19 protein-coding genes, 3 tRNA genes and 1 pseudogene are annotated in these 22993 nt (G+C 61.7%); 9 read left to right on the top strand and 14 right to left on the bottom strand.

Going from position 1 to position 22993, the window contains the following annotated elements:
- Positions 1 to 146: 146 nt before the first annotated feature.
- Positions 147 to 824, bottom strand: coding sequence for an energy-coupling factor ABC transporter permease (locus CW360_RS15330; protein WP_093985941.1), 678 nt, complete (start codon positions 822 to 824; stop codon positions 147 to 149).
- A gap of 62 nt (positions 825 to 886) precedes the next feature.
- Between CW360_RS15330 and CW360_RS15325 the strand changes: the two genes are divergently transcribed.
- Positions 887 to 1513: a DUF1780 domain-containing protein gene (locus CW360_RS15325; protein WP_093985940.1), complete on the top strand. Its 627-nt coding sequence runs from the start codon at positions 887 to 889 to the stop codon at positions 1511 to 1513.
- Positions 1514 to 1570: 57 nt separating this feature from the next.
- Positions 1571 to 2299, top strand: a complete 729-nt coding sequence (locus CW360_RS15320; protein ID WP_101194298.1) for a substrate-binding periplasmic protein — start codon at positions 1571 to 1573, stop codon at positions 2297 to 2299.
- 30 nt (positions 2300 to 2329) lie between these two features.
- On the opposite strand, the gene CW360_RS15315 is transcribed toward CW360_RS15320, so the two are convergent.
- The 3 genes from CW360_RS15315 to CW360_RS15305 form a co-directional block, all read right to left on the bottom strand.
- Positions 2330 to 2405: transfer RNA gene (locus tag CW360_RS15315), tRNA-Lys, on the bottom strand.
- A 7-nt stretch (positions 2406 to 2412) separates the two neighbouring features.
- Positions 2413 to 2489, bottom strand: a tRNA-Pro gene (locus tag CW360_RS15310).
- A 9-nt stretch (positions 2490 to 2498) separates the two neighbouring features.
- Positions 2499 to 2574, bottom strand: a tRNA-Asn gene (locus tag CW360_RS15305).
- Positions 2575 to 2817: 243 nt separating this feature from the next.
- On the opposite strand from CW360_RS15305, the gene CW360_RS15300 reads away from it, so the two are divergent.
- The 3 genes from CW360_RS15300 to CW360_RS15290 all read left to right on the top strand — a co-directional run bounded on the left by CW360_RS15300 (position 2818) and on the right by CW360_RS15290 (position 5844).
- The gene (locus tag CW360_RS15300) at positions 2818 to 5157 is read left to right on the top strand and encodes a DUF1631 domain-containing protein (RefSeq protein WP_101194297.1); all 2340 of its coding nucleotides are present in this window, start codon (positions 2818 to 2820) and stop codon (positions 5155 to 5157) included.
- A 9-nt stretch (positions 5158 to 5166) separates the two neighbouring features.
- The gene (locus CW360_RS15295; RefSeq protein WP_093985937.1) at positions 5167 to 5499 is read left to right on the top strand and encodes a PilZ domain-containing protein; all 333 of its coding nucleotides are present in this window, start codon (positions 5167 to 5169) and stop codon (positions 5497 to 5499) included.
- Between the two features lie 105 nt (positions 5500 to 5604).
- Positions 5605 to 5844, top strand: a complete 240-nt coding sequence (locus CW360_RS15290) for a PA4570 family protein (protein WP_093985936.1) — start codon at positions 5605 to 5607, stop codon at positions 5842 to 5844.
- A 41-nt stretch (positions 5845 to 5885) separates the two neighbouring features.
- Here CW360_RS15290 and bamJ read toward each other — a convergent pair whose 3' ends face one another.
- From bamJ to CW360_RS15270, 4 genes are read right to left on the bottom strand one after another with little or no spacing between them, the layout of a single operon-like run.
- A complete protein-coding gene (bamJ, locus tag CW360_RS15285; protein ID WP_093985935.1) occupies positions 5886 to 6503 on the bottom strand; it encodes a BamJ family beta-barrel-assembly machinery protein in 618 nt (205 codons plus the stop codon).
- Positions 6504 to 6553: 50 nt separating this feature from the next.
- Positions 6554 to 6697: a DUF2256 domain-containing protein gene (locus CW360_RS15280; protein ID WP_093985934.1), complete on the bottom strand. Its 144-nt coding sequence runs from the start codon at positions 6695 to 6697 to the stop codon at positions 6554 to 6556.
- Positions 6694 to 8232, bottom strand: coding sequence for a cryptochrome/photolyase family protein (locus CW360_RS15275; RefSeq protein WP_101194296.1), 1539 nt, complete (start codon positions 8230 to 8232; stop codon positions 6694 to 6696). The genes CW360_RS15280 and CW360_RS15275 overlap by 4 nt, the downstream gene beginning before the upstream one ends.
- Positions 8229 to 8528 (bottom strand): DUF6482 family protein, encoded by a 300-nt coding sequence (locus CW360_RS15270; protein ID WP_093985932.1) that lies wholly within the window; start codon positions 8526 to 8528, stop codon positions 8229 to 8231. The genes CW360_RS15275 and CW360_RS15270 overlap by 4 nt, the downstream gene beginning before the upstream one ends.
- Positions 8529 to 8682: 154 nt before the next feature.
- Between CW360_RS15270 and CW360_RS15265 the strand changes: the two genes are divergently transcribed.
- The 3 genes and pseudogenes from CW360_RS15265 to CW360_RS17385 all read left to right on the top strand — a co-directional run bounded on the left by CW360_RS15265 (position 8683) and on the right by CW360_RS17385 (position 14558).
- Positions 8683 to 12822, top strand: a complete 4140-nt coding sequence (locus CW360_RS15265; protein WP_170307405.1) for a bacteriohemerythrin — start codon at positions 8683 to 8685, stop codon at positions 12820 to 12822.
- Positions 12823 to 12899: 77 nt separating this feature from the next.
- Positions 12900 to 13700: pseudogene (locus CW360_RS17390) on the top strand (Tar ligand binding domain-containing protein); the annotation flags it as partial.
- The gene (locus CW360_RS17385) at positions 13695 to 14558 is read left to right on the top strand and encodes a methyl-accepting chemotaxis protein (protein WP_425439774.1); all 864 of its coding nucleotides are present in this window, start codon (positions 13695 to 13697) and stop codon (positions 14556 to 14558) included. The pseudogene CW360_RS17390 and the gene CW360_RS17385, both read left to right, overlap by 6 nt.
- On the opposite strand, the gene CW360_RS15255 is transcribed toward CW360_RS17385, so the two are convergent.
- From CW360_RS15255 to secA, 3 genes are all read right to left on the bottom strand, one after another.
- Positions 14559 to 15497, bottom strand: coding sequence for a Nudix family hydrolase (locus CW360_RS15255; RefSeq protein ID WP_093985929.1), 939 nt, complete (start codon positions 15495 to 15497; stop codon positions 14559 to 14561).
- A gap of 67 nt (positions 15498 to 15564) precedes the next feature.
- Complete coding sequence (argJ, locus tag CW360_RS15250) at positions 15565 to 16782, bottom strand: bifunctional glutamate N-acetyltransferase/amino-acid acetyltransferase ArgJ (protein WP_101194293.1); 1218 nt, start codon at positions 16780 to 16782, stop codon at positions 15565 to 15567.
- Between the two features lie 157 nt (positions 16783 to 16939).
- A complete protein-coding gene (secA, locus tag CW360_RS15245) occupies positions 16940 to 19669 on the bottom strand; it encodes a preprotein translocase subunit SecA (RefSeq protein WP_101194292.1) in 2730 nt (909 codons plus the stop codon).
- 183 nt (positions 19670 to 19852) lie between these two features.
- On the opposite strand from secA, the gene CW360_RS15240 reads away from it, so the two are divergent.
- Positions 19853 to 20308: a DciA family protein gene (locus CW360_RS15240; RefSeq protein WP_101194291.1), complete on the top strand. Its 456-nt coding sequence runs from the start codon at positions 19853 to 19855 to the stop codon at positions 20306 to 20308.
- Here CW360_RS15240 and CW360_RS15235 read toward each other — a convergent pair whose 3' ends face one another.
- From CW360_RS15235 to ftsZ, 3 genes are all read right to left on the bottom strand, one after another.
- Positions 20309 to 20617 (bottom strand): cupredoxin domain-containing protein, encoded by a 309-nt coding sequence (locus CW360_RS15235; RefSeq protein WP_093985925.1) that lies wholly within the window; start codon positions 20615 to 20617, stop codon positions 20309 to 20311. It lies immediately after the preceding gene.
- 140 nt (positions 20618 to 20757) lie between these two features.
- Positions 20758 to 21669, bottom strand: a complete 912-nt coding sequence (gene lpxC / locus CW360_RS15230; protein ID WP_093985924.1) for a UDP-3-O-acyl-N-acetylglucosamine deacetylase — start codon at positions 21667 to 21669, stop codon at positions 20758 to 20760.
- Positions 21670 to 21776: 107 nt separating this feature from the next.
- Positions 21777 to 22973: a cell division protein FtsZ gene (ftsZ, locus tag CW360_RS15225; protein WP_093985923.1), complete on the bottom strand. Its 1197-nt coding sequence runs from the start codon at positions 22971 to 22973 to the stop codon at positions 21777 to 21779.
- Positions 22974 to 22993 lie beyond the last annotated feature (20 nt).

The raw sequence follows: 22993 nt of genomic DNA, 5'->3' as shown, positions 1-22993 counted from the left end.
AGCATTTTGAGGCTGTTTTCAACGCTGTATTGCCAACGCAGGTAGTTTTTCAACGGCCTGCTAAGCGGCTTAGCAGACCGCCTTCCATGTAGTACTCACTGCATGGAGGCAGGAGGCCAAAGCCGAGGTGGTTTTGCAACGGCCTGCTAGTCCTGCCGCCAGGGCGCCTGCAAATAGCGTGTGCGATTGAAGGTTTCCATCCACTGCGGATAAAAAACCACCAGGGCCGTAACCAGGGTGCCGTTGATGAACGCCTCGGGAAACAGCACCAGCCACAGGTAACCCAGCAGGTTGTCCCACTCTTCCACGATGGTCAGTTGCCCGCCCAGGCTGAGCATGCCCAACCCAACCAGACAACTGAGCACAGCGACTATCCCGGCAGCGGAAAAGCCACAGGCAAAGATATAGACAAACAGATTGCGCGGCTGGAAACGCTCCACCCAACGACTGCACGCCTCGCTCAGCCACACCGGCAGCAACACCAGTAGCAACCCATTGGCGCCCAGCGCCAACCACTCCTGTCGCCCCAGCAGGCATAACGCCAACTGCGCAGAGAGCCCCACCAGGATCGCCAGGGGCCAGTCCAGCAAAAGAGTCAGCGCCGTCATGCCAATAAAGTGGAAGGACAGACCCGACTCAAAATCCCGACGCAGGAGCCATAACCCGCACAGCAGCAGCCAACTGCCGCCCAGCAAGTGCTGACGACGCGTATCGCTGAGCAACTCCAGCCAGGGCGCCCGAGCCACTGCCCAGCAAATTCCGGCTGTATAGAGCAACGCCGACAGCGTCAGCGTTTCACCTGTCAGCAAATGTCCGGCAATCATCGCTACCCCCTCCCGCCGTGCACTAGCATACGCCTGGCACACCCAGCGGTTAATATACCGCCATGAACGAGCGCGACTATCTTCGCTTGCTTACCCGCCATGCGGAACAGGCCAACGATCTGCTATCCAACGCCCGCAAATGGGAGCGTGAGCGCTGGGCTTGTCAGCGCCTGCTATTGGCGCTCAACCTGGCATACCGGCTCGATGAGTTCCGCAGCGGCCAGGAACCTCCGGATGTACAGTTTCGCGAGGCCAACTTCGAAGTCTTCTTTGTCCTGGATGAAGGACGCCGACTCAATGAAGAATGGCGAGAAGAAGTCAATCGCCGTCGCAATGCCTTCAGCCTCAGCCAACTGGTGCGCCGCGAACGACGCCCACAGCGCATCAGCGCCAGCCAACTGCAAGCACGCCTGGCCCCCACGCTGCGCAAGAAGGCTCACAACTATCGAGAGCGCGGCATCGACCCCGGCGAACTCGACTTGCTGGCCTTCGTCAACCTCAAGCGCGTGACACCGGACTTCAACAGCCCATTCCCACCGCCTACGGAATATCTGCGCCAGGGCTGGCGCTCCCTGTCCCTGGTGGGCCCGACCTTCGCACGGGTACTGTTCGCGCACGCCGATGCGCCGGAGTTTCTGCGCAGCAACCTGGGAAGAACCACGCTGTTTGACGTCGGCCCCAGCCTTTGACAGCAGACTCACGACCGCTACCTATACTGCGAGAACTTTCGCAATGGAGTGCCGGTCATGTCCACGCGTCCGCTTCTATTCCTCGCTCTGCTGCTGGTCGGCACACCCTGTGCGGCGCAGGCTCTGCGGGTCTTCTACATTGAAAAGCCACCCTACTATCACAGTGTTGAGGGTGAGCCGACGGGCTTTCTGCTGGAACGCAGTCGCGCCATTTTCGCGGCGGCGGGCATAGCGGTGCAGTTTGAAAGCCGGCCGGCCAAACGAATTCTCATGGAAGTCGCCGATCCGCAGGCCAGCTTCTGCTCTATAGGCTGGTTCAAGACCGCCGAGCGCGCGCAGCTGGCCTGGTTCAGCCAGCCTATTCATCGCGATGAGCCCATGCAGGTTCTGACCCGCAGCACCCTGCAAGGCCAGCTCCGCGAGGTACGCCAGATCGAGCAACTACTGAACAGCCCACTCCGCCTCGGCCTGGTGGACGGTTTCAGCTATGGCGCAATCGACCAACGCCTGGCGCAGCAACCCGCACGCCAGCGGATTACCGCGCCGCCGCTACAGATCGTCATGATGCTGCTCAACGAACGCATCGATTACACACTGGTCGATAGTCGCGAGTTGCCTTACCTGATCGGCGAGGCAGACCTCAGCCAGGGGCGCCTGAGCCAACTCAGCCTGGCTGACATGCCACCCGGCCAATTACGCTATCTGATGTGCGGGAAAGGCCTGGAGAAAAATCAGCGCGCAGCAATAAACCAGGCTATTCAGCAACTTGAGCTGAAACCCGATTGATCAATGCAACGACAGGATAGATAAGGGAAATGGTGGGTCGTGTAGGATTCGAACCTACGACCAATTGGTTAAAAGCCAACTGCTCTACCGACTGAGCTAACGACCCAAAAAGATGGTCGGGGTAGAGAGATTCGAACTCCCGACATCCTGCTCCCAAAACAGGCGCGCTACCGGACTGCGCTATACCCCGGCTGAAGATTGGCTCCGCGACCTGGACTCGAACCAGGGACCCAATGATTAACAGTCATTTGCTCTACCGACTGAGCTATCGCGGAACTGTACATCTTCAACTCTGCGACATGGACAACGTTGTGTTCATGCTTCAGAGGCGCGCCATTTTACCCAGGCAAAGCCTCCTGTCAACCCTTTGCATGAGGCTTTGTCACGAAAAGACCAAACCCAGCGACCTGGCATATGCTGTGCATTCAGCACTTTGCAGTCACTGTGCGCCCTGCTATATCTGTGCACAGCTGTTAACCCTTAGCTGTGCCGGCCCCAGGCCACAGGCAGGATAGTCAATGAGCACCCAGGACCAACCCGGCACACCGCAGATTGTCGCCCAGCGCGGCATTCAGCCACGCCACGGCGAACTCATGCAGCGCTGTCGTCAGCAACTGATGAATTGCCTGGCCGAACACCTGAGCGGAGTCTTCGCCCAGGTTGACGACACGCTGTTTGAGCACGCGGAAAAAGCCGAGAACAACCAGCTGCAGGGCCTGTTCTTCGACAGCATGCGGGCCATTCGTAAACAGCGTCCGCATATCGAACGCCACTATCACCAGTACATTGCTCAACAGTTCAGCGCCTTCCTCGATCAACGTGATTCTGCACACCTAGCCCCTGCCCAAGAGCTGGATGCTGAACAGCTCAGCCTGATCCAGAACGACGAATATGAGGAAAGCCTGCAAGTCACCAATATGGTCAGCCGGGTCAAGGCACGCTGTGCGCAGAGCCTGTTCACCCTGGAACAGCGTCTGGCTCTGCTCAATGGTGGTGCAGCCTTGCAGGAAAATGCCAACCCCTGTGGCCCACACTGCGTTGCTCAGGGATTTTGCGAGGCACTGGCGCAAACCAGCCTGCCCTTGCGTATCAAGGTCATTCTTTATCTGCTGTTTGACCAGCACGTCATGGCCAATCTGGATGCGTTATACAGCAACCTCAACCAGCTGCTGGTCGATGCCGGCATCCTGCCCAATCTCAAGTTCAGTCCACAGCGTGCTGCCGCACGCCATGCGTCCAGCAAGGCAAGCGAGCCGCCTTCAGCCGCCCCCCCCGCAGCCGAGCCTGTCTCGGGCAACCCGCCCGCAGGTCATGCAAGCGCATCCAGCACAGCAGGCGGCGCACTACCCGAACTGATGTTTGCCAGCCACCCGCCCAGTGATCCGCACCTTCTGTTCAGCGGGGTCAGCCAACTGCTGCATCTGCGTCATGCACAGCCAGGCAGCGAGCTACTCCCCGGCGGCCAGCCAAGCATGGCCAGTCTGGCTCCGCACAGTGCCACGGAAACCTACAGCGCCGATGAACTGCTCGCCGCGCTGGATCGTCTGCAACGCCAATCTGCTGCCGAGCTGGGCCAGCGTCTGCAACAACCGCAGCCAACGGCCAGCCTCAAGCGAGAACTTCAGGAGCAACTGGCTGCGTTCAGTCAGGCGCCGGAGCAGCACAAACTGGCCGAACAGGAAGCCGACGTCATCGATCTGGTGGGCATGCTGTTTGACTTCATCCTGGATGACGACAACCTCCCGGATAGTTGCAAGACCGCTCTGTCGCACCTGCACACGCCATATCTGAAAATCGCCCTGCAGGACAAGGCACTGTTTACCCAGCACCAGCACCCGGCACGCCGGCTGCTCAACAGCATGGCCCAGGCAGGCGTGCTGTACGCCGGCAATGATGACGAAGCCGGCCTGCTGGCCAAACTGCAGTGGACGGTCGAACAGGTCATGCAACGTTTCTGCGGTGACCTGCAGCTGTTCCATGAGCTGCAAAACGAATTCAACCAGTTTGTCGCCACCCTGCAGCACAAGGTAGAACTGCGCGAGAAGCGCGCGGTAGAAGCCATCAAGGGCCGTGACCGGCTGCTTGGCGCGCGCCAGCTGGCGGTTGAGCAGATCACCCGCATCGTCACCCGCCAAGCGCTACCCAGCATTATCCGCAACTTTCTTGAACTGACCTGGAGCGATGTCCTGGTTTTCGCCCTGCTGCGGCACGGCCAGGACAGCCATACCTGGCAGCGCTCACTGGAAGTGGCGGAGCAGCTCGCCTGGAGCGGTACGCCGCTGGACAGCGACGGTCAGCAACGCCTGCAGAAACTACGCCTGGCCCTGCTGGAAGACATCCGCAAAGGCCTGGAGCTGCTGGGTGGCTATCACGAGGAAGGCATTCGTCGCCTGCTGCAGGATCTGGTGGCTTGCCAGCACGCCATCCAGGCCAAGCAGCCACAACTGGCCGACCGCCTCAATCCCGAGCTACCCAACAGTCCGCTCGGTGCCATGCTGGGTGAGGATGCCAAGCTTCTGGAGGAACAGCCCAGTTCCGGCCTGACGCCCCGCGCCCAGGCCCTGATCAAAGAGCTGGAGCAACTGGAATTCGGCACCTGGTTCGAGTTCAGCGATGGCCAGCAACAGCGCCGCCTCAAACTGTCCTGGTTCAGTCCCACCACCCGCAACTACATGTTTGTCGACCACAGCGGACAACGCGTAGCCATCAAGCCAGTCACCCTGCTGGCCAGCGAACTTGAACAAGGCCTGGCGCGCATCATCGCGCCGGAACGGCAAAGCCCACTGGTCGATCGCGCCCTGCATGCCATCTACCGCGTCCTGCAACGCTTTTCCGGGCGCAACGCCCCGCGCCAATGAGGATTCGTCATGGATGAACGTCGCCAGCATCCCCGCCATACCAACCTGCACCAGCTGGAAGCCTTCGACGCCAACAGTAACGTCCGCCTGGGACGGGTAGCTGACCTCTCAGAAACAGGCTTCATGCTGTTCAGCGAGCAGCAGATTGCCGTGGACAGCCTGTGGCAGATCCGCCTGTGCCTGGCCACTCCGCTCAATGGCATTCAGGAGTTGCAACTGGGCGCCGACTGCCTGTGGTCACGCCCGGGGGCCGATGGCAGCCATGCCTGGGCGGGCTTCCAGATCATCGACCTGAGCGAGGCTCAGGAGCAGCTATTGCGCGAATGGCTCAAGCATCTTTAACGAAGCGCGCGACGCGCATAGAGAAAAGCGCCAATAGGCACTTGCTATTTCGCTAATAAGAATTATTCTCATTCCATAGATGTGAACAACAGGAGGAATGAGCACATGACTTACATGATCGATGCGTGGCTGGATCGCCCGCACCCCTGCCTGCGTATCCTCAATCGCGAGACCGGCGAAATCTGTGCGGTGCTGCATGAGGACGCGTTACAGGAACTCCGCGAACAGGGCGAGCTGGATCTCAGCGACTTCGCCTCCTGTGAGCCGGCCACGCTCAAGGAGCTGGTGCGCAATCTCTTCCTGTTCTGCTACGCCCGCGCCTTGCGCCCCAGCCTGGGCGGGTAACTGCCAGCCCCCGCCAGATGGCGGGGGCCGGTTTGCAAGCCTTACAGAATGTCGAGCAGCTCAACGTCGAACACCAGCACGCTATGCGGCGGGATGCTGCCTACCGCCTGCTCGCCATAGGCCAGCTCGCTGGGCACATGCAGGCGCCACTTGCTGCCGGCATTCATCAGTTGCAACGCCTCGACCCAACCGGCAATCACGCCACCCACCGGGAACTCGGCAGGCTGGCCGCGCTCGTAGGAACTATCGAACACCGTGCCATCGATCAGCGTACCGTGGTAGTGGGTACGCACATGATCGTCACGCCCCGGCTTGGCGCCTTCGCCCGTCACCAGCACTTCATACTGTAGGCCGGAGGGCAGCACCACTACGCCTTCACGCTGCGCATTGCTGGCCAGATAGTCACGCCCTACTGCGGCGGCCGCCTGGGCTTTCAGCTCAGCTTCCGCCTGCATACGCTCACGGATAACCCGGAAGCTGGCATTCAGTTGCTCAGCCGCCACACGGCTGGGCTGGCTGGCAAACGCATCGCGCAGGCCGGCGACAATGGCCTCCAGCTCCACGCCGGGCGGCGGGTTGTCACGCAGCTGGTCACCCAGCTGGCGGCCAATACCGTAGCTGACGCGCGCCTCATCGGTGGACAGATTGAGTTCGGACATGGCCGGCTCCAGGCAGATAAAAGGGCGGCCAGCCTAACACAGTCCCCCGATCACGCCGACCGGCCACGCTGCTGGCGGCAACGCTGCGAGCAATAGCGCACTGCGTCCCAGCAGCGCTGCCATTTCTTGCGCCAGGTAAACGGCAATCCGCAACACGCGCAGGTCTTGCGCGGCAAGTCGGCTTTGCGCCTCATAGCATCTCGCCACGGTCCAGGCGCGCCAGCAACTGCTCGCCACGCGCCCAGAGCGCCTCACGCTGGCCTTCAGCCATGCGTGCCAGGTTGCGATAAGGCATGGCCAGGCGCGGATTGGCCGATAGTTGCGCCTGATGACGCATCAGGAAATGCCAGTACAGGGCATTGAACGGGCAGGCCTGCTCGTCCGTGCTGCGGCTGACCTGATAACGACAACCGCTACAGTAGTCGGACATACGCTTGATGTACTGGCCGCTGGCACAGTAGGGCTTGGAACCCAGATAGCCGCCATCGGCATGCAGCACCATGCCCAGGGTGTTGGGTAGCTCGACCCAGTCGAACGCATCCATATACACCGCCAGGTACCAGTCGCACAGCTGCTGCGGCTGGATACCGACCAGCAAGGCAAAATTGCCGGTGATCATCAGCCGCTGGATATGGTGGGCATAGGCGTGCTCCAGCGTCTGGCCGATGGTCTGACGCATGCAGTTCATCTGCGTCTGCCCGCTCCAGTAGAACGCCGGCAGAGCACGCTGGTTACCCAGTGCATTGCGCTGCGCATACTCCGGCATCAACAACCAGTAGATACCTCGTACATATTCGCGCCAGCCCAGCAACTGGCGAATGAACCCCTCAGCGGCATTCAACGGCACCCTACCCTGCCAGTAGGCTGCCTCGACGTCCCGACACAACTGGCGCACATCCAGCAGGCCGATGTTCAACGCCGCACTGATCCGCGCATGGAACAGAAACGGCTCATCACTGGCCATGGCGTCCTGATAGTCGCCAAATGCCGCCAAGCCGTTGTCCAGGAAGTACTGCCAGAGCTGCTCCGCCTGGGCATGGGTGACCGCATGGGCAAAGCCTTGCAGGCGACCGTAATGTGCGGCAAAACGTTGCTCGACCAGCGCCTGCACAGCCAGGGTGATGGCATCCGCGCTGAAATACAGCGGCAGCGGCGGCTTGCTGTGACGGCCCAGCGGTTTGCGGTTGTCCTTGTCGAAGTTCCACGCCCCACCCACTGGCGTGCCATCACCATTCATCAGCAGGCCCTGCTCGCGGCGCATCTGCCGGTAGAAGAACTCCATGCGCAGCTGACGCTTACCGGCCGCCCAGGCAGCAAACTGCTCACGGGAACAAAAAAACCGCGTATCGGCGTGCCAGTGCAGCGGCAAGCCGGCTTCACGCAGGGACTGCTCGACCCGCCAATCACCGGTCTCGCAGAGGTGCGCCTGCCCGGCACCTTCTTCATGCAGCGCACGCGCCAGTTCACCAGCCAGGCTGCCGGTATTCTGCGGATCGTCGAGGTGCACATAACGCACTCGCCAACCCCGCTCGCGCAGTGCTTGGGCAAAGTGACGCATGGCACTGAACAGCATGATCAGCTTGTACGGGTGATGCGGCACATGGCTGGCTTCCTCCTGCACCTCGGCCAGCAGCAGACAGTCATGCGCGGGATCCAGCTGCGCAAACAGGGGCAAGTGCCAGGACAGCTGATCACCAAGCAACATGCCCACACGGGGGGCACGGCTCATAACGGGTTGGCCAGGGATAACCGGCAGGCCTCGCCGCGCTGCTCCGGCAAACCACACAGCTCCTCATGCACTTCGGCATGCCAAAGTTCCAGTGGCATCGTCACCCGTCCCTCCAGACACTGCCGGACCTGCAGCAGTGAACGCCACAGCAGAACCACGCCTTGCTCGTCACGCACCGGACGACGATCACCACCCTGTACAGCCTGCAACAGGTAGTACCCACCCTGCAGCGAATGCACGCGCAGCGCATCGAGTGCACCACGCGCAGACAGTTCCGTCAGTTCATCAAGAGTCACGGCCACACCTATACATAAAAATTATAATGCACAACTTATGTATAGCATCGATCCCAATAAAAAGCAGCCATTCCTGCAAATAACTGGCAATCTGCTAGGCTCTAGGCCTAGTAACTTATACAATGGCCACACAGATAGCAGAGTGCCATCATTCATGCCCAGCACCGCCCAGTCGTTCGAAATCTTCCCCTGGAACAGCAACCTGGAAACCGGCATTGCGCTCATCGACGAGCAGCATGCGCGACTGGTCGAACTGCTCAATCGCCTTGCCCAGCAACACGTGCAGGGGGTTAGCGCCGAGGAAATTCAGGGCATTCTCGGCGAACTGGCTGACTATGCCGATTACCACTTCCACAGCGAGGAAGCGATCTGGCAAGCGTCGCTGGGTGATGACCCCTGGCTCAACCAGCACCAGCACAGCCATGCGGCCTTTTTCCAGCGCATCCAGGCACTGCAGGACAGTGCACGGCCCTTTACCGAAGTCCTCAGTGAACTATTTGCCTTCCTCACCCAGTGGCTGGCCTTTCATATTCTGGATAGCGACAAGCGCATGGCCAAGGCCGTGTTTGCCGTGGCCGATGGCCTGGACGTAGCGGCGGCCCGGCAGCGCGCCGATGAAGAAATGAGTGGTGCCACCGCCCTGCTGATCAGCACGGTGCTGCAGATGTATGAGCAGCTGTCGTCCCAGGCACTCGAGCTGATGCAGGAAAAACATGCCCGCGAACGTGCCGAAGCGGCCTTGCGGCACAGCGAAAGTCGCTGGAAATTTCTCCTGAAAGGCTCCAGCGAAGGCCTCTGGGAATGGTCAGCCGAGCACGGCGACCTGTTTGCGCAACTGGGACAGCTAACCCTGCCCGAGGCCAATGACAGCCCGTCGTGGCAGCTCTACGAGGAAGACCGCCAAACCCTGCAACGCGCGCTCGGCGAGCTCTACAGCGGCCAGCAGGAACAGTTGCTATGCCACTATCGACTGCGCAACGCCCAGGGTGCCAGCCGCTGGATGCAGTTACGCGGCAAGGTCATCCAGCGTGACGAACAAGGCCAGGTGTTGCGCCTGATCGGCACCCGCCAGGACGTTTCCGAGCGCGAACTGGCTCGTCAGGTTCTGCAGCTGGGTCATGAACTGCTGTTCATTACCGATCACCAGAACCGCATCACCGCCATCAACCAGGCCTTCACCCGCGTCACCGGCTACAGCGCCGAACAGGTGCTTGGCCAGTCACCGCGCCTGCTGGCCTCCGACCGTCATGATCAGGCTTTTTTCCAGGCGTTCTGGCAGGCGCTCCAGCAGCAGGGACGCTGGCAGGGAGAAATCTGGAATCAGCGTGCCGACGGCAGCCAGTATGCCCTGCAGTTGGCCATCCATCGCCAGATGGGGCCGGATGGCAAGCATTGCCAATACGTCGCCATCGGCCATGAAGTGACCGCCTACCTGGAAGCGAACGCACAACTCCAGGCGCTCTTCGCCAGCCTCCCCGACGCCATCCTGGTGGCGGATGACCTGACCCAGCGCATCGTCAGCGCCAGCCCACAGGCCGAGCAGCTTTTCGGCCGCCCCTGCGACGAGTTGCTTAACCTGCCGATTGCCAGCCTGCATCCGCTCAGCGAGCTGGCCAAGATCACTCACGAGCTGGACAAGGGCAATAGCCAGCAGCATGAAGTACGTTTGCTGGAAACTCGCATCCGTCATGCCAGCGGCCACGAGGTCGAGGTGGAAATCAGCAGCGGCCATCATTTCCAGCTGCACGGGCGCAGCTACCATGTCGGCGTATTTCGCGACATACGCCAGCGCAAACAGCAGGAAGCCACGCTGCAGCACTATGCCCACGAACTGGAGCAGCGCAACCAGGAACTGGCCACGCTGCTCGACACCCTGCCCGACCTGATCTGGTTGAAAGATCCGCAGGGACGATTCCTGCGCTGCAATGCACGCACCGCCTCACTGTGGGGTCTCGACGAGAGCCAGGTGCTGGGTAAAACCGACTTCGACCTGCTGCCTCGCGAGCACGCCGAGCAATTTCGCGCCAACGACCTGGCAGCGATCCAGCACGGCGGCACCCAGGCCAACGAGGAATGGCTGACCTTTGCCGATGGCCACAGCGAGCGTGTGCAAACCCGCAAGACCCCCCTCTACGATCGTCAGGGACAGCTGATCGGGGTGCTCGGCATCGCCCATGACATCACCGCGCTGAAACAGCAGCAGGATGCCCTGGAGGTGCAACGCCAGCACCTGGCCACGGCCCTGGAAGCCGCCGAGGCGGGCACCTGGGAATGGAACCTGCAAAGCCACCAGGTGCGCTATAACCCGCGCTGGGCGCAGATGCTTGGCTACCAGCTCGAGGAGCTGGGCCCTCCCACCTTTGCCGTCTGGGAAAACCGCGTACATCCGGAAGACCTGCCACAGGTGATGCAAAACCTGCAGGAGCACCTGGCCGGTCAGCGCGACAGCTACAGTGCCGAATACCGTATCCAGCACCGCAACGGCTTGTGGCTATGGCGACGCAGCCTGGGGCGCATCATGCAACGCGACGAGCAACAGCAGCCACTGCTGGTGGTGGGTATCGATATCGACATCACCGAGCACAAGGAGCATCAGCAGCAACTCAGCTATGTCGAGCGCCATGACGCCCTGACCGGCCTGGCCAACCGTGTACTGTTCGGCGAAATGCTCAACCATTGCATGCAGCAGGCCCTGCAGGACAACAGCACCCTGGCGGTGGCGTATATCGACCTGGACGACTTCGCCCAGCTCAACCAGCAACTCGGCCGTGACGCCTGCGATCAATGGTTGCAGGAAGTCGTGCGCCGCCTGCAAGGCAGCCTGCGCGAGCCCCAGTACCTGGCGCGCACCGGTGGCGATGAATTCGCCATCGTCCTGTGCAACCTGCAAGCGCCGGACAGTTATCTCACCCCTCTACTGCGCGTTCTGGAGAGCATCAGCCAACCCTGGCAACAGGGCGAGCGGCAATTCAGTTGTACCGCCAGCATTGGCGTCACCCGCTACCCGCAGGACAACCCGGTAGACGCCGAACAACTGCTGCGCCAGGCCGACCAGGCCATGTACCAGGCCAAGCTGATCGGCAAAAACCGTTGCCACCTGTTCGATGCGGCTCATGACGAGCACACCCGTGTGCAATACATCCGCCTGGAAGAGATCCGCCAGGCACTGGACAACCAGGAGTTGCGCCTGTACTTCCAGCCCAAGGTCAACATGCGCAGCGGCCAGGTCAAGGCCTTCGAGGCCCTGATCCGCTGGCAGCACCCGGAGCGCGGCCTGCTGCCACCGGCGCTGTTCATTCCGGCGCTGAGCAACCAGCCACTGGCCCTGCGGGTCGGCAACTGGGTTATCGACCAGGCCTTGCAGCAACTGGCGCAATGGCAGGCCCTGGGGATCGATACCTGCGTCAGCGTGAATGTCGACAGCTATCAACTGCACAGCGATGACTTCGCCGAGCAACTGCTGCAGCGCCTGCAGCAGTACCCACAACTACGCCCCCAGCAACTGCGCCTGGAGATTCTGGAAACCGGCGCCCTGCAGGACATGCAGCACGTTTCGCAACTGGTCGATCAGCTGCAGGCCCAAGGCATTGAATTCGCCCTGGATGACTTCGGCACCGGCTTTTCCTCGCTGACCTTCCTCAAGCAGCTACGCGCCAAGACCCTGAAGATCGACCAGAGTTTTGTCCGCCAAGCCCTCGAAGACCCTGAACAGGCCATGATCATCGACAGCATCGTCGGCCTGGCGCGCAGCTTCGAGCGCGAGGTGATTGCCGAAGGCGTGGAGAGCGAAGCCCACGGCCTGCTGATGCTGCAACTGGGCTGTGAGCTGGGCCAGGGTTACGCCATCGCCCGGCCGATGCCCGCTCAGGCCGTAGCCGCCTGGCTGGCCAGTTGGCAGCCCCCTGCCAGCTGGCAGGCCAGCCAGGCGCTGGACGAACAGGGCGTACAACTGTTGCTGGCCGAACTGGCGCACGTGGCCTGGCTGCGCCAGCTACAGGAGTACCTATCCGGCCAGCAGAGTGACGCGCCCCAGGCCCACGCCGACAGCTGTCGTTTCGGACGCTGGCTGGACAAGCCGGAAACCCACCAGCGCTATGCCGGACGCGAAGACTTCCAGGCATTGCTGAAGCAGCACGCCGCACTTCATGAACTGGCCGTGCAGTTACTCCGCCGTCACAGGGAAGACGCGCGCCAGGATATCAGCCAGGCGCTGGCCAACCTGCTGGCTACCAGCGCCAGCCTGATGCGCAAGCTGCACCAGCTGCGCCAGAGCCTGCACGCTAGCGACGACTGATCCAGCTCAAGATCGTCGCAGCTACAGCCGATACAGTAAAAGCACAGTGCTATCAAACCTGCCGCAGAGGACACTTCATGCGTACCTGGCTGACCCGCTTTTCCCTGAAAACCCGTCTACTCGGCCTGCTCGGCCTGCTCGCCATACTGGCACTCGGGCTGACCCTGGCCGGCCTCAGCGGTATGCGCCAAAGCAATGCCGAGCTGGATCGTTTGTATAACCAGGTCCTGCTACCGGTAGACAAACTGGCTGATCTGACCAATCACATGCACAATGCGCGCAGCCAGTTGCTACTGGCCCTGCAACACCGCCCTGGCAGCGTCTACGAGAACGCTCACGACCACGCCGTCAGCCAGCACTTCGACGCCGTAGAGAACAGCCTGCGCATCATGCAGGAGCGTATCGACGACTATCAGCGCCTGCCGATGAGCGAGCAACAGCAGCGTCTGGTCAGCGAACTGCAACGGCATCTCGGCGATTACCTGAACAATGGCGTACGTCCGGTACTCAGCGCCATGCGTCAGGGCGATTATGTCGGCGGCAACGGCATCCTGCTGACCCGCCTGCAACCCGCCTTCATGACCACCTATGCCAGTGTCCGCCAACTGACCGAGCAACAGCATGCCCAGGCCAAGGCCGACCATGAGCGTGCCGACCAGCAATTCGACCAGTTGCTGTTGAGCATCAGCCTGGCGCTGGGTGTCGCCCTGCTGTTGGTCAGCCTGATCGCCGCCGCCACCCTATCGGGTATCACCCAGGCTGTGCAGGCCTTGCGCCAGGGAGGCGAACAACTGGCCGAAGGCAACCTGCGCCATCGCGTGGACTACCAGGGCGATGACGAGCTGGGCGACATTGCCAGCGCCTTCAACGGCATGGCGGCTCGCGTACAACACAGCATGCAGGAACTGGCGGGCGCCGTGGAACAATTGGCTGCCGCCGCCGAACAGACCGCCCAGGTCAGCCACCAGACCAGTGATGGCATTCGTCGCCAGCAACTGGAAACCGATCAGGTCGCCACGGCCATGCATGAAATGTCGGCCACCGTCCAGGATGTTGCCGGCAATGCGGCCAGCGCCGCACAAGCGGCTGAACAGGCTGACCAGCAAGCCGAAAGCGGCAAGCGCGTGGTGCAGCAGACCATCGAGGCGATCGACGGCCTGGCCAGCGAAGTCGAGCATGCCGCCACGGTCATCCATGAACTGGAGGCCAACAGTGGCAGCATCAGCTCGGTGGTCGACGTGATCCGCAGCATTGCCGATCAGACCAACCTGCTGGCCCTGAATGCGGCTATCGAGGCCGCCCGCGCCGGCGAGCAGGGCCGAGGCTTTGCCGTGGTGGCTGACGAGGTGCGCTCACTGGCCTCGCGCACCCAACAGTCGACCAGCGAAATCCAGGCGATGATCGAGAAGCTCCAGCAAGGTGCCAACCGTGCAGTAGAAGTCATGCAAAGCAGCTGTGACAAGGCGCAACGCGGCAAGGAACAGGTCGCCAGTGCCGGTCACCTGCTCGAGCAGATCAGCGCGGCAGTGGCCACCATCAACGACATGAACGCGATGATCGCCTCGGCCGCCGAAGAGCAAAGCTCGGTCGCCGAAGAGATCAATCGCAACGTCACCAGCGTCAGCCAGATCGCCGAAGAAACCAGCGATGCTTCGCGGCAGAACGTTGCCACCAGCACGCAACTGGCCAGCTTGGCCAGCCAGCTGCAAAAGGTCGTACAGCGCTATCGCCTGTGATCAGGTCGGCCACAACTGGCTGATGCCCGCCACGCCCTGGGCACCAGCCTGCCAGGCCTGCGCCAGGTGCTGGCGGCCCAGCCCGCCCAACAGGTAGGCGGGACAGCGGCACACCGCCAGGCAATCCCGTACGGTTTCCCAGCCCAGCCCTGGCTGGCCGGGGTGACTGGTGGTGGGCAGCACAGGCGAAAGGGTGAGGAAGTCCACGCCCAGCGCCTCGGCCATGGCCAGTTCCTGAGGATCATGACAGGACGCCGCCAGCCAGCGCCCCGCAGGCAGCGGTCGCGCCTGTCCGGCCAGTGCGTGCAACTGACGGGCATCGAGATGCCAGCCAACCTCGGGAAACGCCTCCAGCCGCGCCAGCTCGCCCTTGGCCATGAGCTGCGCTCGCCCTGCACACAGCGGCAGCAGCTGTGCCAGCAGATCACGGTAGGCTTGCTCGGTCAGTTGCGGAGCACGCAACAGGATCAACCGGGTGCCCTGCTGCAAGGCCCGTTGAATACCCTGCAGCAACGCCGCGCTGGACAGGTTGGGCGGGGTAATCAGGTAACAGTCTGGCAGGCGCGCAGCCGCCACGATAGGCAGGTTGGCTGCTGGGAAGGCGTAATCAGGCAATGTCTCGGCAGGCACCCAACGCAACGGTTGGCCCTCGATACCCTGTGCCTGACCAGAAAAGGCACTGACCTCCCAGACATCCAGCAACACCTGCTTGTCGGCATAGTCATGGGCGACCTGGATCAGCGGACGCGCCTGCTGCACAGCGATCCCCAGCTCCTCATGGAGCTCACGAGCCAGGGCTTGCGCTACCGACTCGCCAGGCTCCACCTTGCCGCCGGGAAACTCCCAGAGTCCCCCCTGGTGCTTGTCGGGCGAACGCTGGGCAATCAGCACCTGCCCCTGCGCATCGCGAATCACCGCGGCAGCCACATGGATACGCATAGCGACAACCTCGTGCCCACCCACTGCCACGCACCACCAGGCGCCAGAACAGCAGGTGGGCAGCTTCTCAGGTGCGGTATTCCGCGTTGATCTTGACGTATTCGTGAGACAGGTCGGTGGTCCAGATGGTCTCGCTGCACGTACCACGTCCCAGCTCGATACGGATGGTAATTTCCTCACGGGCCATCACCGCAGCACCCTGTTCTTCGCTGTAGCTGCTGGCCCGGCAGCCCTGGCTGGCGATGCACACTTCACCGAGGAATACATCGATCTTGCTCACATCCAGGTCCGGCACGCCGGCATAGCCCACCGCAGCAAGGATGCGCCCCCAATTCGGGTCGGAGGCAAACAGTGCGGTCTTGATCAGCGGCGAATGGGCCACCGCATAGGCGACATCCAGGCACTCCTGGTGCGTAGCCCCACCATTGACCTGCACGGTGACGAACTTGGTAGCCCCTTCACCGTCACGCACGATGGCCTGGGCAATGTCCATGAACACCGCGAACACCGCTTCGCGCAGTTTGCCGAACAGCTCGCCGCTGGCCGAGGTGATTTCCGCCAGCGGCGCCTGTCCGGTGGCAATCAGCATGCAGCAATCGTTGGTCGAGGTGTCGCCATCGATGGTGATGCGGTTGAACGACTTGTTGGCGGCATCGCGTACCAGAGCCTGCAGCACATCGCGGCTGACCTTGGCGTCGGTGGCGATGTAGCCGAGCATGGTGGCCATGTTCGGGCGGATCATCCCCGCGCCCTTGCTGATACCGGTGACAGTGACAGTCACACCGTCGTGCTGGAACTGCCGGCTGGCGCCCTTGGGCAGGGTATCGGTGGTCATGATGCCGGTGGCGGCTTCGGCCCAGTGATCTTCGCTCAGATCATCCAGCGCCGCCTGCAGCGCGCTTTCGATCTTCGCCACCGGCAGCGGCTCGCCGATCACCCCGGTGGAGAACGGCAATACCGCGCCCTCGTCGACACCGCTCAGTGCGGCCAGCGCGGCACAGGTGCGGCGGGCGTTGGCCAGCCCCTCGGCACCGGTGCCGGCGTTGGCGTTGCCGGTATTGGTCAGCAGGTAACGCACGTCGCCCTGCAAACGCTCACGGGTGAGCAGCACCGGCGCCGCGCAAAAGGCGTTGGTGGTAGTCACGCCGGCAATCTGCGCCCCTTCGGCCAGGCGCATGATCACTACATCCTTGCGCCCCGGACGCTTGATGCCCGCCGAAGCAATGCCAAGTTGAAAACCGGGAACCGGGTGCAGGGTAGGCAGAGGACCAAGACCAACAGCCATGAAAGCGCTCCTTGTCGACACAGGTGACGGACGAAACAGTGAAAAAACGCCGCGAACAGGCTGGCCGTTCGCGGCGTGGTTAACGATGAATCAGCCTCGCCGCACACCAGAGCGGTAAAGCAGGCGGGGCCTTACAGGCCAGGCAAGCACTGACCTGTTAGTCAATCTTGCCGTGGCAATGCTTGTACTTCTTCCCGGAGCCGCATGGGCACGGCTCGTTACGGCCGATTTTCGACTCATTGCGCTGCGGTTGCTGGACGCCTTCCGCAGCGGGCTCGGCCGGCTCATCGCCGATCACATCGGGGGCCGCTGCATGCTGGAACTGCATACGGCGGGCCAGCTCCTCGGCCTCACGGCGCAAACGCGCCTCTTCCTCGACCGGGTCCTCACGGCGCACCTGTACATGCGAGAGCACGCGGATGGTATCGCGCTTGATCGACTCGAGCAGCTCCTGGAACAGGCTGAACGACTCGCGCTTGTACTCCTGCTTGGGGTTCTTCTGCGCATAACCACGCAGGTGGATACCGTGGCGCAGGTGATCCATGGTCGACAGGTGTTCCTTCCACAGGTCGTCCAGTACACGCAGCAGCATCTGCCGTTCGAACGTACGCAGCGCTTCAGCACCGGCCAGTTCTTCCTTTTCGTGGTAGGCGGCAACCAGTGCATCGTGGATTTTCGCGCGTAGCGGCTCTTCGTAGAGTTTCTCGTCGTCGTCCAGCCACTGCTGGACCGGCAGACGCAGGCCGAAGTCGCTGTACAGGGCCGCTTCCAGCCCGGCAATGTCCCACTGTTCGGGCAGCGACTGCGGCGGGATATGGGCGTCGATGGCGGCACTCAGCACTTCGCGGCGGAACTCGTCGATGGTTTCGGCGACGTTATCCGCCTGCAGCAGGCTGTTGCGCATGTGATAGATGACCTTGCGCTGCTCGTTGGCCACATCGTCATATTCCAGCAATTGCTTGCGGATATCGAAGTTGCGTCCTTCGACCTTGCGCTGCGCTTTCTCGATGGCATTGCTGACCATGCGATGCTCGATGGCCTCGCCCTGCTGCATGCCCAGCGCCTTCATGAAGTTCTTCACCCGGTCGGAGGCAAAGATACGCATCAGGCTGTCTTCCAGCGACAGATAGAAACGACTGGAGCCCGGATCACCCTGGCGACCGGAACGACCGCGCAGCTGGTTATCGATACGCCGCGATTCGTGACGCTCACAGGCAATCACATGCAGACCACCCGCTTCGATGACCTGCTGGTGACGTTTCTGCCAGTCGGCCTTGATCTGCGCCACCTGTTCGTCAGTGGGGTTTTCCAGGGCCGCGACTTCCACTTCCCAGTTACCACCCAGCAGGATGTCGGTACCACGACCGGCCATGTTGGTGGCAATGGTCACCGCACCCGGACGACCGGCCTGGGCAATGATCTCGGCTTCTTTCTCATGGTATTTGGCGTTGAGCACCTTGTGCTCGATGCCGGCCTTGACCAGCAACTGCGCAACGTATTCGGAACTTTCGATGGAAGCCGTACCCACCAGCACCGGACGGCCAGCCTGCTGGCACTGGCGAATATCGGCAATCACCGCTTCGTACTTCTCGGCCTGGGTCAGATACACCAGATCGTTGTAGTCCTTGCGCGCCACCGGACGATGGGTAGGAATAACCACCACGTCGAGACCGTAGATCTGCCGGAACTCGAAGGCTTCGGTATCGGCGGTGCCGGTCATGCCGGACAGCTTGCCGTACAGGCGGAAATAGTTCTGGAAGGTAGTCGAAGCCAGGGTCTGGCTCTCGGCCTGGATATGCACCCCCTCCTTGGCTTCGATGGCCTGGTGCAGGCCCTCGGAGAGACGCCGTCCCGGCATGGTGCGGCCGGTATGCTCGTCGATGAGGATGATCTGGTTGTTCTGCACGATGTACTCGACGTTGCGATGGAACAACGTGTGTGCACGCAAAGCGGAATACACATGAGTCAGCAGGCTGAGGTTGTGCGCCGAATAGAGGCTCTCCCCTTCGGCCAGCAAGCCGGCCTTGACCAGCAGTTCCTCGACGAACTGATGGCCTGCCTCGTTGAGTTCGACCTGGCGGGTCTTCTCGTCGATGCTGTAATGGCCGGGCAGGGCCTCCTGGCCTTCCTCGGCCTCAACCTGGCGAGTCAGCTTGGGAATCAGCTTGTTGATTTCGCTGTACAGGCGCGAGCTGTCCTCGGCCTGGCCGGAGATGATCAGCGGGGTACGGGCTTCGTCGATGAGGATGGAGTCCACCTCGTCGACCACGGCAAAGTTCAGCTCACGCTGGAATTTCTCATCCAGGCTGAACGCCATGTTGTCACGCAGGTAATCGAAGCCAAACTCGTTGTTGGTGCCGTAGGTAATGTCGGCGGCATAGGCGGCGCGCTTTTCTTCCGGCGCCTGGAAGGGCGTGACCACGCCCACCGACAGGCCAAGGAACTCATACAGCGGGCGCATCCAGTTGGCATCGCGGCGGGCCAGATAATCGTTGACGGTTACCACGTGCACGCCTTTGCCGGACAGCGCATTCAGGTACACCGCCAGGGTGGCCATCAGCGTCTTGCCTTCGCCGGTGCGCATCTCGGCAATCTTGCCTTCATGCAGGGTCATGCCGCCGATCAGCTGGACATCGAAGTGGCGCATGCCCATGACCCGCTTGCTCGCCTCGCGGCAGACGGCAAAGGCCTCAGGCAACAGTTGATCAAGACTTTCGCCCTGCGCCAGGCGTGCCTTGAAGGCTTCACTCTTGCCCCGCAACTGCTCGTCGGAGAGCGCCAGCATCTGCTCTTCAAAGGCATTGACGGCCTGCACCACCTTGGCCATGCGCTTGACTTCACGCTCGTTCTTGCTTCCAAAGAGTTTCTTGAAAAGGGGGGCAAACATATCGGCAGGACTTCCACGCGTTGGAATGAAGAGCATCGCAGGCGACACCCAGGCAGCCTTCATGGCCGCAAGCGAAGGGGCATTCTACTCGGAAATGTCGGTGAGGAAAGGGGCTTCCCGGACTGTCGCCGTGCACCAGGACGCACATCTGCTACCATGCCGCGACCTGTGCGGAGTCCAGCCATGTCGTTTCGCCCCCTCGATGCCAAAGCACCCGCTCTGCTGCTGCGCGAGCTCAAGCCCTTGCGCGACCTGTTGCACAGCGCCGAGCAGCTCAACCGCCTGCAGCAACTGCTGGATGGCCAGCTGCAGCCGGCCGCCCGGCCGTTCTGCCGGCTGGCCTCCTGGCGCGAGGGCATCCTGCTGCTGATCATCACCGACAGCCAGTGGGCCACCCGCCTGCGTTACCAGGAGCGCCGCCTGCTCCGCCAGCTGCAAGGTCTGGCCGAGTTCCGCGGCCTACAACGCATCCTTTTCAAGGTACAACCGACGCGTACCGGCCTGGGCTGCAGCATCGCGCCGCCACAGCGCTCGGCCAGCGCCCGTGCCAACCTGCTGGAAAGCGCCGAGGACATCCGCGACCCACGCCTCAAGGCAGCACTGCAACGCCTGGCTGAACACGTCCAGCCCGACGACTGACTACTCGACAATCACCACCCCACGCATGTCCGGGTGCGGCCCACACAGGTATTCGTAACGGCCCGGCAGGTCAAAGGAGCGCTGCCAGGCCTCGCCGGGAAACAGAGGCTCGGACTCGTCCAATCCTTCGTCCTGAAACCATACCGTGTGGTAACCGCGCTTCTCCGTATTCAGCCAGCGCACGTTGTCGCCCACGCGGATATGCACCTGCGCCGGCTGGAACTGCATATCCTGCATGCGCACCTCAACGTCCTGCCCCCAGGCGGCACCCGCCACCCACAAGGCCAATACTCCCGCCCAACGCTTCATGTTCCGCCCTCAACAGGTCTTCACAGGGAGTGTCGATCGCGCCACGGCCTCGCACAAGAGGGTGCGCCAGCCTGTCACAAGCAGACATAAAAAAGGCCACCCGAAGGTGGCCTGAATAAAGAGAAGAGATAGGGTATTGCTTAGCTTGCCGCAGCAGGACGCATGTAGGAGATGGGCGCGCTGCTGGCATCCTCGAAAATCACGACTTCCCAGGCATCGGTTTCCTCGATCAGCGTACGCAACAGGCGGTTGTTCAGCGCGTGCCCGGACTTGTAGCCCTTGAACTCGCCGATCAGGCTGTTACCCAGCAGATAGAGGTCACCAATGGCGTCGAGGATCTTGTGCTTGACGAACTCGTCTTCGTAACGAAGACCATCTTCATTGAGCACATTGAACTCATCGACAACGATGGCGTTGTCCACGCTGCCACCCAACGCCAGGTTCTGCGAACGCAGGTATTCGATATCACGCATGAAACCGAAGGTGCGGGCGCGACTGACTTCCTTGACGAAGGAGGTGCTGGAAAAGTCGACACTGGCCGTCTGGGTACGTCCACGGAACACCGGATGATCGAAATCAATCTCGAAGCTCACCTTGAAACCGTCGAAGGGTACGAAGGTAGCGCGCTTCTCGCCCTCCTCCACGGTCACTTCGCGCAGCACACGGATGAACTTCTTCGGGGCGTCCTGTTCTTCCAGGCCAGCCGATTGAATGAGGAACACAAAGGGACCGGCGCTGCCATCCATGATCGGCACTTCGGGCGCGGAGAGTTCGACGTAGGCGTTGTCGATGCCCAGGCCAGCCATGGCCGAAAGCAGGTGCTCCACGGTGTCCACCTTGACATCACCATTGACCAGGGTGGTCGACATGGTGGTTTCCCCCACGTTCTCGGCGCGCGCGGGGATTTCCACCACGGGGTCGAGATCGACGCGACGGAACACGATACCGCTATCGACAGGCGCCGGCTTGAGGGTCAGGTACACCTTCTCCCCGGAATGCAGGCCAACGCCGGTGGCACGGATGATGTTCTTCAGGGTGCGTTGTTTGATCATGTTTTAGACTGCGTCTAGTTGCGAACTGTTTTCAACAATAGCCGGCGATGATAACAGAGCCGGCCTTTGCTGAACACCAATCACAACAATGCCCTCGATATAGTCAATCAATCAGCCTGGCGGCGCAGGAAAGCCGGGATATCCAGGTAGTCCAGATCTTCCTGGGTATTCAGGCGTGCGGCCGTGGCGGCACTACCGTGGCTCTGACGCTGCACGGTAGGACGCTCGTAGTCCTTATAGTTGACAGATGCCGACTCGGCGCGCGGCGCGCTGGCGGCCGGCGCTTGCAGGGTAGCAGCGCTCGCCACCTGCAGGGTGTTGTCAACCACCTTGACCGGCTTCTCGGAACGCGAGCTGAGGCCGGTAGCCACCACGGTCACGTGCAGCTCGTCGCGCATATCGGCATCGATCACCGCGCCGACCTTGACGGTCGCGTGCTCGGAAGCAAAGGCTTCGATGATTTCACCTACTGCGGCGTATTCGCCCAGCGACAGGTCGAGACCAGCGGTGATGTTCACCAGAATGCCACGTGCGCCCTGCAGGTTGACGTCTTCCAGCAGCGGGTTGCGAATTGCCGCCTCGGTCGCCTCACGCGCACGATTCGGGCCGCTGGCCGAGCCAGTACCCATCATGGCCATGCCCATTTCACCCATCACGGTCTTCACGTCGGCAAAGTCGACGTTCATCAGGCCCGGACGCTGCATGATGTCGGAGATACCGCGCACGGCACCGGCCAGCACGTCATCGGCTTTGGAGAACGCCGACAGCAGGCTGGCATCCTTGCCCAGGATGGTCAGCAGTTTTTCGTTGGGAATAGTGATCAGCGAGTCGACGCACTCGGCCAGCGAACGAATCCCCTCGTCGGCCACCTGCATGCGCTTCTTGCCCTCAAAGGGGAACGGACGGGTCACCACCGCCACGGTGAGGATGCCCATTTCCTTGGCCACTTCGGCAATCACCGGTGCAGCACCGGTGCCGGTACCGCCACCCATGCCGGTGGTGATGAAGACCATATCGGCGCCTTCCAGCACCTCGGCGATACGCTCGCGATCCTCGATCGCCGCCTTGCGACCGATGTCCGGATTGGTACCGGCACCCAGCCCCTTGGTCACTGCAGTACCCAGCTGCAGGATGGTGCGTGCGCCGATGTTCTTCAGCGCCTGGGCATCGGTATTGGCGCAGATGAACTCAACGCCTTCGATGTTGTTCTTGATCATGTGGTTGACGGCATTGCCACCACCACCGCCGACACCGATAACCTTGATGACGGCGCTCTGCGGAACGTTGTCTACGAGCTCGAACATTTCCCTTCTCCTTTTTACTT

The sequence above is a fragment of the Pseudomonas fluvialis genome, from assembly GCF_002835605.1.
Taxonomy (GTDB): domain Bacteria; phylum Pseudomonadota; class Gammaproteobacteria; order Pseudomonadales; family Pseudomonadaceae; genus Aquipseudomonas; species Aquipseudomonas fluvialis.
Note: the sequence above shows the minus strand (reverse complement) of the source record. Positions and strands in the feature narration are given on the sequence as shown.